Below are 13340 nucleotides of genomic sequence, written 5' to 3'. Positions count from 1 at the left end.
AAGAATAGCTTCTCTAATTTGATTTTTAATGATTCCAACACTTTTGCCAGCGCTCAAATTAAAAGCCTTCATTATGTCTTCACCACTAACAGGAGGTTGCCAGTTTCTAAGCTGATCACTTTCCTCTACATCTTTCAATTTTTGTTTTACAAGGTCAAAATTACGGCGGTATTTCTTTACCTTATATTCGTTTTTTGTTGTTACATCGGCATTGCAAAGTAACATTAAGCTATCTATTTCTTCTCCAGCTTCGAATAATAAACGTCTCACTGCGGAGTCGGTAACCACGTCTTGAGCCAAAACTATTGGCCTCAAGTGTAATTGTACCAACTTCTGTACCAACTTCATTTTTTCATTTAAAGGGAGCTTGAGTTGTGCAAATATTTTCGGTACCATCCTCGCTCCACGGTCTTCATGCCCATGAAATGTCCATCCATGGCCAGGCTCAAAGCGTTTTGTGGCAGGTTTGGCAATGTCATGAAGAATTGCAGCCCATCTCAGCCAAAGGTCATTAGTGTTTTCTGATAAGTTATCTAAAACCTGTAGGGTATGATAAAAATTGTCTTTATGTCCTTTTCCATCAATAATGTCAACACCATATAGATCCGCCATTTGTGGGAATATTTCACGTAAGAGTCCCGTATCAAACAAATAGATGAAACCTGTAGAAGGTTTTGTTGCCAGAATAATTTTATTAAGTTCATCCGTAATTCTTTCGGACGAGACAATTTTAATCCTGTTACAGTTCTTCTTGATTGCTTCAATAGCCTCTTGGTGAATTGTGAAATTTAGTTGAGTAGCAAATCTTATTGCCCTTAACATTCTCAGAGGATCATCAGAAAAAGTTTCAATTGGATTTAAAGGTGTACGTATAAGTTTATTTTCAAGATCCTTAATCCCTTCAAATGGATCTAAGAGAATTCCAAAATTATCCTTATTTAGTCCCAATGCCATGGCATTTATACTAAAATCCCGACGTTTTTGGTCATCCTCAAGGGTACCATTCTCAACAATTGGTTTTCTAGATTCGGCACGGTAAGACTCTTTTCTGGCACCAACAAACTCTATTTCGAGATCGTCATGTTTAAGCATGGCCGTGCCAAAGTTTTTAAAAACGGAGACTTTAGTGTGCAATAATCTACCAGCTGCCTCAGCAAATTGAATTCCATTTCCAATTACAAGAATGTCGATGTCTTTAGATGGTCTATTGAGAAAAAGGTCTCTTACAAAGCCCCCAATGACATATATCTCGGTCTTTGATTCTTCAGCTAATATGCTAAGTTTTTTAAATATGGGATGTTGTAAATGTTCTTTCATAAATTATGGATCGTATCTCTATGATAGGAGATGGGGATCGATAGGCTAGGTTTAGCAAGCCTTAATTTCATCCGCAAAGGACTACATATTATTGCACTTTTCATTTAAAATTAATCCTTAATTCAGATTAAACACTTATTTCCTAATGAATGAGAATAAACCTCCAGGTTCGAGCTTCATAATGGTTGATGCTTTCTTTTTTGCCATATTATCCTGCTCCCAATCAACTACATAATCAACTCCTTGCTTTATGGTATCACTTATTTCGCTAAAATTGGCTGGTGAAGCTTCTCCACTTACATTTGCAGAAGTGGAAATGATTGGTTTTTTGAATCGTTGAATTAATTGCTCGCAAAAGTCATGTTTTACAATCCTAATACCAATACTGCCATCTTTAGCTATTGCATTAGTTGCTAGATTTTTTGCTCCGGAATAAATTATTGTTAAAGGATTTTCCGCATATTCGATAAGGTCGTAGGCAATTTCAGGCACCTCTTTTACATAACTTTGAAGCTTATTGTCGTTTTCTATTAAAACAATCAGGCTTTTTTCTTCTGATCTACCTTTGAGTTTAAAAACCTTCTCTACAGCTTCTGCATTTGTTGCATCACACCCAATTCCCCAAATAGTATCGGTTGGGTAAAGAATTAAACCTCCGTTTTTTAGTATTTCTAACGCTTTATTAACTTCGTCTCTTAGCATTTAGATGTTTTTTGGTAAAGTTTGATTAATTTTTCAGCAATATTTTGATTCGTGAACTTTTTGATGTGCTCAAAGCCTAATTGGATCATATTTTCTCTTAGTTCTTTATCACTTAGTACAATTTTTATTTGATCGGCTAATTCAACGTGGTTTTTGGGATCAATATAAATGCTTCCCATACCACCAGCCTCCTCTAAGCAAGATCCCTTAGCTGCAATTACGGGTACTCCAGAGCTTAAAGCTTCCACGATCGGAATTCCAAAGCCTTCAAATTCAGATGGGTAGATAAAAATCTTTGCCTGCTGATATATCCCAGGTAAATCATTAAATGAGACATTTTTTAGAAAATGAACCCTGTTATTTAGATTATTTGATTTCACGTAATCTTTAATACTTTTTGAATAAGGAGTGTCTTTTCCAATTAGTACTAAATGAATGTTAGAATCTAATTCTTTTAAAGCTTTAACAATTAATAAAGCATTTTTTCGTGTTTCGATACTGCCTACATTTAATAAATACTCGTCTGGCAGTTGATAGGAGTTTTTGATCTTATATTTCTCATCCGGACTTAACTGAATATTAAATTGAGGATTACAATTTTGATAAATGACTTCAACTTTTGAATCTTCTACACTCAAAAAATCAATTAAATCACGCTTTGTTTGCTCACTAACGGCAATAATTTTGTCGACATGCTTACATGCATAACGCACCTTAAACTCATAAATTTTTCTATCAAACCATGGATAATACTGAGGATATCTATAAAAAATCAAATCATGAATGGTAACTAAAGAGGTTATGTTAGCTTTTTTTAGTCCGAAAGGAATTTCATTACTTAGTCCGTGAAAAATATCGATTTTTTCATTTTTTAAATCTTTAACTATGCCAAAACTTCTCCAAAAAGTTTTTAAAAATTGCTTTTTTGGATAGTGAAAACTAATGGATGCTGATTTTGAAAAACTTAAATTATTTTTTGGATGAGAGGGTGCAAAAATCGAGTATTGATTATTTGGATAATATTCGGCGAGAATATCTATAATAAATCTGCTATAGTTTCCTAAACCAGTAAAATTCTGTATGATACGTTTACCGTCGAATCCTATTTTCATATTCTTATTCTGAAATTAGAAAGGATGGTTTTTCATCCCTTCTAATTAAAAGAGTTTATTTAAGGCTTATACTGCTACATTATTATCTCTCAATGCATCATTTAGAGATGTTTTCTTATCTGTTGATTCTTTCCTTTTGCCGATTATTAGGGCACATGGGACTTGATATTCGCCTGCAGGGAATTTCTTTGCGTAAGATCCAGGAATAACAACTGAACGTGCTGGAACTATTCCTTTATATTCAATTGGCTCATCACCAGTTACATCGATTATTTTTGTAGATGCTGTAAGAACAACATTAGCACCTAAAACAGCTTCTTTTTCAACGTGTACGCCCTCTACAACTATAGCTCTAGATCCGATGAAGCAATTATCTTCAATAATAACTGGAGAAGCTTGTATAGGCTCTAAAACACCTCCAATACCAACACCACCACTTAAATGAACATGTTTTCCAATTTGTGCACATGAACCAACGGTTGCCCAAGTATCAACCATGGTGCCTTCGTCAACATAAGCACCAATATTTACATATGAAGGCATCATGATTACTCCTCTAGCAAGAAAAGCACCATAGCGAGCAATTCCATGAGGAACAACTCTTACTCCATTTTCCTTGTAATCTGTTTTTAGTTTCATTTTGTCGTGGAATACAAATGGTCCCACTTCAATTTCTTTCATTTCTCTAATTGGAAAATAAAGAATCACAGCTTTTTTAATCCAGTCGTTCACATGCCAGCGATTTCCAATTTGCTCTGCAACTCGGATTTCACCTTTATCGAGATGTAAAATTACTTGCTCGATGGCATCCTTGTATTCCTTAAAATTGATGAGATTGCGATCATCCCATGCACTTTCTATCAGTTTTTTTAATTCGCTAGTCATAATATAATTTATATACAAATTAAAGGAATTTATGCCAATTTTTGTATTAATCAGTCAATTCTTATGTAATTTTGTAATATGTCTGATTCCGAAAAATTACGTATTGATAAATATTTATGGGCTATACGTGCCTTTAAAACAAGAAGTATTTCGACCGAAGCTTGTAAAGCTGGTAGGATAAAATTAAATGGACAAAACTTAAAGGCTTCACACATTGTAAAAATAGGGGAAGTTTATACCGTTCAAAAGGGTAGTGATAAAAAGGTAATTGAGGTTATTGGATTGTTGGAAAGGAGGGTAGATGCTAAAACAGCAGTTAATTTTTATAAAGACTTGACTCCAGTTGAAGATACTCCTGCCTATAAGTCGATGTTCCAAAGTCCTACTTTAAGTCGAGATCGAGGTACAGGACGGCCAACCAAAAGAGATCGTAGGGAAATTGATGATCTACAAGAGGGTTGGTTTGATTGATTTGTACAGGTTAATCTCCATTTCATCAACCCCATGATTAACAATTTGATCCTTATTACAATTTAAACTAAAAAACCCCGGTTAATAAACCGAGGTTTTTAATTAATATTCAAAAATTTATTTTTTATTCTTGTTGTATTCAGCGTTTAATCCAGCTAATACATCTTTCGTAACATCTAAGCTTTCATCAGCGTATAAAACTGCAGGGTTAGATTTTGAATAGGTTAATACAATTTTATAACCTTTTTCTTTTGCATGAACTTTTAAGAAATCAGCCACTTTGTTATAAAGTTTTTCGTTTTCTGTAGCCTCTTCATTAGCTAAGGCATTACCAGCATTTTGATTGTAAGTAGCCAATTCTTGTTGTTTTCTAGCCAAACGCTCTTCAGTTGAAGCACGCTGATCTGCACTTAAACTGCCTGCATTCTGTTGATAAGCAGCAACCTCACGTTGAAAAGCTGCACCTTTTGCTTGAAGATCAGCCTGTGCCTTCTTAGATTTTTCTTCAAAAGTTTTCTGAACAGCTTTAAAATATTCATAATTAGTTAAAAGTGAGTCAGAGTTTACATAAACCACATCTAGATTGCTTGCAGAAGTGCCAGTTGCAGAGCTTGCAGTTTTAGATTGTTCTTTGTTGCATGAAACAACAATTGCTGTAATGGCTAAAATTGCTGCTATTTTACTAATGTTTGTTATTAATTTCTTCATGATTTTTATAAAAATTTAAACAAATATAAACTTTCAAACCATTATCTCAACCATTTAATTTAAGCCCAGACTAAGATTTGGGACTAAGGTGTAATTTTATCAACAATGCAATAAATTCAATCTAAAATGGTTATTTTTGATCTTTGTTGTAATAAGAAACTATGAGCGAAGAAACAGAAGACAGATCTAATTATTCGGCGGATAATATACAGGTACTTGAAGGCCTGGAAGCGGTAAGAAAGCGCCCATCAATGTATATTGGTGATACCGGATTTAAAGGACTGCATCACCTTGTATATGAGGTTGTTGACAATTCAATTGACGAGGCTCTGGCCGGTTATTGTTCTGACATAAAGGTTACCATTCATAATGGTAATTCAATAACAGTAACAGATAATGGACGCGGTATTCCTACCGCTATGCACACCAAGGAAAAAAGATCGGCACTTGAAGTAGTAATGACTGTTCTTCATGCCGGTGGTAAATTTGATAAAGATACCTACAAGGTTTCTGGTGGTTTGCACGGGGTAGGGGTAAGTTGTGTGAATGCACTTTCTACAGCTCTTAAAGTTGTAGTTCAGCGTGAGGGTAAAACTTTCCAACAGGAATATTCTTGTGGTAAACCTCAATACGATGTTAAAGTAATTGGTGAAAGTGAAAAAACTGGCACAACCGTTACTTTTCAGCCTGATCCTGAGATATTTACACTTACTACAGAATATAAATTTGATACTCTTGCCGCACGTTTACGTGAGTTAGCCTATCTAAATAAAGGGATTCGTCTATCTTTAACGGATGAGCGTGAAACTAGTGATGATGGTGCATTCCTTTTTGAAGAGTTCTTTTCTGAAGGTGGTTTAAAAGAGTTTGTAAAGTATCTTGATGGTACTCGTAATTCTATTATTCCTGAGCCAATTTATGTGGAAGGAATTAAGCAGGGAATACCTGTAGAGCTTGCTCTTCAGTACAATGATACTTATACAGAGAATGTACATTCTTACGTAAATAACATTAATACCCATGAAGGAGGAACACACGTTGCCGGATTCCGTCGTGGTTTAACTCGTACCCTTAAAGCTTATGCTGAGAAATCTGGCATGTTGAAAAACATGAAGATTGAAATCACAGGGGATGACTTTAGAGAGGGATTAACAGCTGTTATTTCAGTTAAAGTTCAGGAGCCTCAATTTGAGGGGCAAACCAAAACCAAATTAGGAAATAACGAGGTAATGGGTGCTGTAGATGTTGCTGTTGGTGAGATTCTTGGTGATTACCTTGAAGAAAATCCACGTGAAGCTAAAATGATCGTGAATAAGGTGATTCTTGCTGCTACAGCTAGGGCCGCCGCACGTAAAGCACGTGAGATGGTTCAGCGTAAAACAGTAATGGGTGGTTCAGGATTGCCTGGTAAGCTAGCCGATTGTGCAAATAATGATCCTGCAGCATGTGAGCTTTATCTTGTCGAGGGAGATTCGGCAGGTGGTACGGCAAAACAAGGTCGTGATCGTAATTTTCAGGCTATTCTTCCATTAAAAGGTAAGATCCTGAACGTTGAAAAGGCAATGGAACATAAGATCTACGAAAATGATGAGATCAAGAATATGTTTACAGCCATGGGGGTTAGTATTGGTACTGCTGAGGATGCAAAAGCACTTAACATGGAAAAATTGCGGTACCACAGAATCATCATTATGACCGATGCCGACGTGGATGGATCGCATATTACCACATTAATCTTGACCTTCTTCTTTAGATATATGAAGCCTTTGATTGAATTTGGTTATATCTATATTGCAGCACCACCACTTTATATGGTTAAAAAAGGTAAAGAGTTTCAGTATGCTTGGAATGATGACCAGCGTGATGCTGCAGTTCAGGCTTTGAAAGGTGCTGGTAAAGAAGAAAGTGTAAATATTCAGCGATATAAGGGTCTTGGAGAGATGAACGCAGAGCAATTATGGGACACTACTCTAAATCCAGAAACACGTACATTAAGACAAGTAACAATCGAAAATGCTGCTGAATGTGATCATATTTTCTCCATGTTAATGGGAGATGAAGTTGGTCCTAGACGTGATTTCATAGAAAAGAACTCTAAATATGCTAGAATTGATATTTAATTCGAGTCTTTAGAATGGAAAAAGCCCTTCAATTTTTTTGAAGGGCTTTTTTATGTTTGAAGTTTTCGGTTTTAGATTGTGCAATCAATTATTTGAAGAGCTTCAACTTCAGTTTTCTATAATTTATTATTGCCTGATGACTATTTAAAATATCACCACCGATAACACCAATAATTGGAGGTAAGTTAAGACTTGAATAGGCTTGTTTGATAGTAGTTAAATCAAGTACGGCAGCTTCAAAATTTTTTAATTTCATCTTCCCAATCTTTAAGGTGGGAAGGATAATGGAATGGCTTTCTATATTATTTGCTCCAAGTCCGGTAGAAACTCTATCAGATGCCATTAATTCGCCACTTTTGCTAAAAGCTTCAATCGTTTCTTTATCAAAAACAGTTTTTGAAGCCCCCGTATCAAGTACAGTATTAAAGTTTTGCCCAAAAACAACAACTTCCACCAAGAGGTGGAAGCCGTCATTATTTAAATTGATTAGTTCTAAAGGAACTGTTTTATATGCCATTTAAATAGCAATATTAGATATGATTTGATTCTTTCAAAACTGCATTCATTGCTCTTACAGCGTCTGCACTTTTATTGAATTCAGCTTGCTCAGTATCCGTAAGCTTAAAGTCTAAGATTTTCTCCCATCCATTTTTTCCTAAAATTACTGGAACTACTAATGAGATATCTTTTTGGCCATATTCTCCATCTAAAGCTACACCGCAAGAAATAAGTTTCTTTTCATCACGAACAATGCTTTCAACCATTGCAGCGGTACCAGCACCTGGAGCATACCATGCGGATGTTCCAATTAGTTTTGTTAAGGTAGCCCCACCAACCATCGTAGAAGAAACTACACGCTCTTGCTGCTCTTTTGATAAAAGCTGAGTAACAGGGATGCTATTCCAAGTAGCATGATTGATTAAAGGAATCATAGTTGTATCACCATGGCCACCAATCACAACTGCATTTAAATCTGCAGGTGAACAACCAAGTTCAACACTTAAATAATACTTAAATCTTGCCGAATCTAATGCTCCACCCATACCCAAAATTCTATTTTTAGGTAATCCAGAAGTCTTAAGGGTTAAGTAATTCATGGTATCCATCGGATTTGAAACCACGATAATAATTGTATTTGGAGAATGTTTTAGGATGTTTTCAGTAACACTTTTAACAATGTTAGCATTGGTGCCAATTAGCTCTTCTCTTGTCATCCCAGGTTTACGTGGTAAACCTGAAGTGATAACCACAACTTCTGAGTCGGCAGTAGCAACATAATCATTGGTAACACCCTTGATTTTAGTGTCAAAACCCAATAAGGCAGAAGTTTGCATCATATCGATTGCCTTTCCTTCAGCAAATCCTTCTCTGATGTCTAATAAAATAAGTTCTTCAGCTAATTCTTTTCTAGCGATGTTATCAGCACAAGTTGCTCCTACGGCACCGGCTCCTACAACTGTAATTTTCATTTTATGATTTATTTAAATTTGAGATCAGGTAATTCTGTGAAGCTAATGAACGCCATTTCTGCACAGTGAAATTCAATTCTATCAATGATTTTTGAAATGAATTAAATTATAGTCCGAAGATAGAAAATTCAATCTTTTTTATGAAATTCTTTACCATTTTCCTTGACTAATTTTCCAAAATTCACCTCAATTTTCTTGCTTTTTAACTAAAAATTCGTTATATTATGTCTTTTAAGTCTTTTTAGGAGAAATTATCATTTTTTTAGCACTGTTTTTCAAATTAAAAAATTCCTATTTTAATTTTCAACACCCCTTCTAGAGGCTCAAAAGATTTGTAAATTTGAGATTCATCCTAATAAAATTTTATGCCTGATTTTTCGCACCTGCACGTACATACTCAATTTTCACTTTTGGATGGTGCCGCCGATATTTCACGTCTTTTCAAAAAAGCAAAAGCCGATGGAATGAAAGCGATGGCTATCACAGATCATGGAAACATGTTCGGTGTATTTAAGTTTGTTGCAGAAGCAGGTAAACATGGCGTAAAGCCTATTGTTGGTTGTGAATTTTATGTGGTTAATGATAGGCATGTAAAGCAATTCACTAAAGATAAGCGTGATATACGCCATCATCAATTACTTCTCGCTAAAAATGCCCAAGGATATAAAAATCTTGTAAAACTATGCTCTCTAGGATATATTGAAGGTTTATACAGTAAATGGCCCAGAATTGATAAAGAGCTAATTCTTCAATATCATGAAGGTTTAATAGCAACTACCTGCTGTTTAGGTGCTTCCGTGCCACAAACTATTCTGAAAAAAGGGGAGGAGGAAGGTGAAACTGAATTTAAATGGTGGCTTGATTTGTTTGGAGACGACTTTTATATCGAGCTTCAACGACATGATATTCCGGAACAAGAGACGGTAAATGCTGTACTTCTGAAATTTGCCAAGAAATACAATGTAAAAGTGATTTGCTCTAATGATTCGCATTATGTTGATCAGCAAGATGCAAATGCACATGATATTTTATTATGTGTGAATACTGGAGACATGAAAAGTACGCCAATTGCAACTGATGAGGAGGGTGGTAAAGGCTATCGCTTTGGTTTTCCAAATGATCAATTTTTCTTTAAAAGTCAGGCGGAAATGGGACAAGTTTTCCATGATTTGCCTGAATCATTAGATAATACCAATGAAATTGTAGATAAGGTTGAGCATCTTCAGCTAAAGCGTGATATCATGCTTCCTAATTTCCCGATTCCTGATGAGTTTAAGATACATTCGGGCGCTGAATCTGAAAATTTGAACCAGTGGGAATACTTGAAGGATATCACTTTTAAGGGAGCTAAAGAACGCTACAAAGATATTAGTCCGGAGGTTGAAGAACGCCTAAACTTTGAGCTCTTCACCATACGCACCATGGGTTTTGCCGGATATTTCTTAATTGTGGCCGATTTTATCCGTGCAGGACGCGATTTAGGTGTGTTTATTGGTCCCGGAAGGGGCTCTGCCGCCGGTTCTGTAGTTGCTTATTGTATTGGCATCACCAATATTGATCCTATTAAATATAATTTGCTTTTTGAGCGTTTCCTAAATCCGGATAGAAAGTCGATGCCCGATATTGATACGGATTTTGATGATGCGGGGCGACAAAAAGTAATCGATTATGTGGTTGATAAATATGGTAAAAATCAAGTAGCGCAGATTATTACTTATGGATCGATGGCTGCTAAATCAAGTATAAAAGATGTTGCTAGGGTGTTAGATTTGCCTTTAGCTGAATCAAATATGCTTGCAAAGCTTGTTCCAGACCGCCCCGGAACAAACCTCGTTCAGGTAATGACTGCCCCAATTGATACGGTCAAAAAGGAGCAAAATCCTGAAGATTTTGAGAATATTAAAACTCTCCGCAAAATTCTTGATGATGGTAAAACTCTTCAATCGGAAGTTTTAAGAGAGGCGATGGTTCTGGAAGGTTCGGTAAGAAACGTAGGAGTTCATGCTGCGGGAATTATTATTGCACCCTATGATTTAACAGATATCATTCCAGTTGCTACATCTAAAGAATCAGATTTATTAGTTACTCAATTTGACGGACGAGTAATTGAAGATGCGGGAGTAATCAAAATGGACTTTTTGGGCCTAAAAACCCTCACCATTATTAAGGATGCTTTGCGTTTGATTAAGCAGAATCATGATGTAGATATTGATATTGATTATATTTCATTAGAAGATCCTAAAACATTTGAACTTTATCAACGAGGAGATACCAATGGAACTTTCCAATTTGAAAGTGATGGAATGCAAATGTATCTGCGTGATTTAAAGCCAGATAAATTTGAGGATTTGATTGCGATGAATGCCCTTTATCGCCCGGGACCGATAGAATATATCCCTAAGTTTATTTCCCGTAAGCATGGTCGTGAAGAGGTTACCTACGATTTGCAGGATATGCAGGAGCACCTTGAGGAGACTTATGGAATTACGGTTTACCAAGAGCAGGTGATGCTTCTATCCCAAAAGCTTGCTGGCTTTAGCAAGGGTGATGCCGACGTTTTACGTAAGGCAATGGGGAAGAAGCAGATTGAAGTGCTTAACAAAATGAAAGCCCAATTCATGGATGGCTGTAGTGCTAATGGTCATGATAGTAAAATTTCAGAGAAGGTGTGGACTGATTGGGAAGCTTTCGCGCAGTATGCATTCAATAAATCGCACTCCACATGTTATGCTTTTGTAGCTTATCAAACGGCCTATTTAAAAGCTAATTACCCGTCCGAATACATGGCGGCCGTACTTAATAATCAGAATAACATCGAAAAAATATCATTCTTCATGGAAGAATGTAAACAGATGGGAATTTCGGTTTTAGGTCCGGATATTAATGAGTCAGAATTGAGTTTTACCGTAAATAAAAAAGGTGAAGTTCGATTTGGGATGTCGGGAATGAAAGGAGTTGGAGATAAGGCAGTTGAAAGTATTGTTGAGGAGCGTACTGAAAATGGACTTTATCAAAGTATGTATGATTTTGCTCGTCGCTCTAACTCAAGAGCAGTAAGTAAAAAAGTATATGAAAATTTGGTTTATGGTGGAGCATTTGATTGCTTCGGTCATAATAGGTCATCTTTTTTCTTTAAACCTGATGGAAGTTTTTATAACGGGATAGAACGTTTAATAAAATATAGTAACGATTTTCAAAATAGCTTAAATTCTTCTCAGGCTTCATTGTTTGGCGGGACTAATGATGCGGAGATATCAGAACCACAAATGCCTGACTGTGAAGAATGGGGCTTGATTGAAAAGTTGAAATATGAAAAGGAATCGATTGGTATTTACCTTACAGGCCATCCTTTAGATAATTATAAGTTTGAGTTGGATCATTTTTGCTCTCATCAAGTAAGGCATTTAAGTCTGGTCAATCGTATGAAGGGTACTGAAATATACCCTGAAGACCAGGAAGAGTTTAAGAAAATTAGTAATCGTGATTTAATTATCGGCGGACTAGTTTCTGCTTGTAGACATGGTACCACTAAAACGGGTAAGCCTTTCGGGACTTTCATGTTTGAAGATTATGGTGAAACTTTTGAAATTGCACTCTTTGGCGAAGATTATATTAAGTTAAAACAATATCTTGAGTTGGGGCTTTTTTTACAGGTTCGCGGACTAGTTACAGAAAGGTTTAAGCAAAAAGATAATTGGGAGTTTAAGGTAAATAGCATTGTGTTACTTTCAGAATTGAGGGATAAAATGTCAAAAAGTCTGACAATACAAGTACCTCTCACTGAATTGTCTAATACATTTATTAATAAAATGGATGAAATTATTAGGCTGAATACCGAACAGAATGAGAATAGAAACTGTCAATTAAAATTTATGGTGATGGATTATGAGGAAGAAACCATACTTGAGATGCCCTCTAAAACGGTGAGAATCAATCCCAGTAATGAATTTTTGAATGAAATTTCAAAAATGATAGGAGTTCGCTATAAGTTGAATTAATGTCACATTGGCACAAATATTTGTGGCAAGAATATTGAATACTATATTTGAATTATAAAAACGTAAATTTATTATTATGGCATTAGAATTAACAGATGCAAACTTTGAGGAATTAGTCCTTAAATCTGATAAACCTGTCCTAGTTGATTTTTGGGCAGAATGGTGTGGTCCTTGCCGTATGGTAGGCCCAGTAGTTGAAGAACTTGCAAAAGAGTACGAAGGAAAAGCTGTTGTAGGCAAGGTTAACGTGGATAACAATCCTGGAATTTCAATGCAATTCGGAATTCGTAATATTCCAGCTCTTCTTTTCTTTAAAAATGGAGAAATTGTTGACAAGCAAATTGGTGCTGTTCCAAAATCTGTTTTAGCTGAAAAGTTAACGAAGCAATTGGCTTAAATCTATATATCCTTAAACAAAAAAGCTCCTGCAGGTAATCTGCAGGAGCTTTTTTATTTAATCTCTCGATTGAGATCAAATTTTATTTATTAAAACTATTTCCAGTATTGTAAATATTCTGCCGGAATTGGTTTTTCAAGCAAGTTTTTATAGATATAACG

General features: G+C 35.7%; 11 protein-coding genes. 4 read left to right on the top strand and 7 right to left on the bottom strand.

What is annotated here, in order from left to right:
* From ACIQ0D_RS07640 to ACIQ0D_RS07625, 4 genes are all read right to left on the bottom strand, one after another.
* Positions 1–1317 (bottom strand): CCA tRNA nucleotidyltransferase (locus ACIQ0D_RS07640; RefSeq protein WP_395804327.1); only part of this gene is annotated, 1317 nt, incomplete at its 3' end.
* Positions 1318–1452: 135 nt separating this feature from the next.
* Positions 1453–2019, bottom strand: a complete 567-nt coding sequence (locus tag ACIQ0D_RS07635; protein ID WP_395804325.1) for an L-threonylcarbamoyladenylate synthase — start codon at positions 2017–2019, stop codon at positions 1453–1455.
* Positions 2013–3131 carry a glycosyltransferase family 4 protein gene (locus tag ACIQ0D_RS07630; protein WP_395804323.1) on the bottom strand — a complete coding sequence of 373 codons (1119 nt, stop codon included), beginning with the start codon at positions 3129–3131 and terminating at the stop codon, positions 2013–2015. The genes ACIQ0D_RS07635 and ACIQ0D_RS07630 overlap by 7 nt, the downstream gene beginning before the upstream one ends.
* 66 nt (positions 3132–3197) lie before the next feature.
* Positions 3198–4016, bottom strand: a complete 819-nt coding sequence (locus ACIQ0D_RS07625) for a 2,3,4,5-tetrahydropyridine-2,6-dicarboxylate N-succinyltransferase (RefSeq protein WP_395804321.1) — start codon at positions 4014–4016, stop codon at positions 3198–3200.
* Between the two features lie 78 nt (positions 4017–4094).
* Here ACIQ0D_RS07625 and ACIQ0D_RS07620 point away from each other — a divergent pair, with 78 nt between their 5' ends.
* A complete protein-coding gene (locus ACIQ0D_RS07620) occupies positions 4095–4487 on the top strand; it encodes an RNA-binding S4 domain-containing protein (RefSeq protein ID WP_395804319.1) in 393 nt (130 codons plus the stop codon).
* 117 nt (positions 4488–4604) lie between these two features.
* Here ACIQ0D_RS07620 and ACIQ0D_RS07615 read toward each other — a convergent pair whose 3' ends face one another.
* Entirely contained in the window at positions 4605–5195 is a 591-nt protein-coding gene (locus ACIQ0D_RS07615) for an OmpH family outer membrane protein (RefSeq protein ID WP_395804317.1), read from the bottom strand.
* Positions 5196–5356: 161 nt separating this feature from the next.
* Between ACIQ0D_RS07615 and gyrB the strand changes: the two genes are divergently transcribed.
* A complete protein-coding gene (gyrB, locus tag ACIQ0D_RS07610) occupies positions 5357–7315 on the top strand; it encodes a DNA topoisomerase (ATP-hydrolyzing) subunit B (protein ID WP_395804315.1) in 1959 nt (652 codons plus the stop codon).
* A gap of 88 nt (positions 7316–7403) precedes the next feature.
* On the opposite strand, the gene ACIQ0D_RS07605 is transcribed toward gyrB, so the two are convergent.
* Together ACIQ0D_RS07605 and mdh are read right to left on the bottom strand one after the other, a co-directional pair.
* Positions 7404–7832, bottom strand: coding sequence for a retropepsin-like aspartic protease (locus tag ACIQ0D_RS07605; protein ID WP_395804313.1), 429 nt, complete (start codon positions 7830–7832; stop codon positions 7404–7406).
* A 13-nt stretch (positions 7833–7845) separates the two neighbouring features.
* Entirely contained in the window at positions 7846–8784 is a 939-nt protein-coding gene (gene mdh, locus ACIQ0D_RS07600) for a malate dehydrogenase (RefSeq protein WP_395804311.1), read from the bottom strand.
* A gap of 365 nt (positions 8785–9149) precedes the next feature.
* Here mdh and dnaE point away from each other — a divergent pair, with 365 nt between their 5' ends.
* A complete protein-coding gene (dnaE, locus tag ACIQ0D_RS07595) occupies positions 9150–12782 on the top strand; it encodes a DNA polymerase III subunit alpha (protein ID WP_395804309.1) in 3633 nt (1210 codons plus the stop codon).
* Positions 12783–12858: 76 nt separating this feature from the next.
* On the top strand, positions 12859–13179 hold the full coding sequence (trxA, locus tag ACIQ0D_RS07590; protein ID WP_291402817.1) for a thioredoxin: 321 nt from the start codon (positions 12859–12861) through the stop codon (positions 13177–13179).
* The last annotated feature ends 161 nt before the right edge of the window (positions 13180–13340 follow it).

Source organism: Daejeonella sp. (genome assembly GCF_044342615.1).
Classification (GTDB): Bacteria; Bacteroidota; Bacteroidia; order Sphingobacteriales; family Sphingobacteriaceae; genus Daejeonella.
The sequence above is the reverse complement of the archived record's forward strand: the minus strand, read 5'-3'. Positions and strand labels throughout refer to the sequence as shown.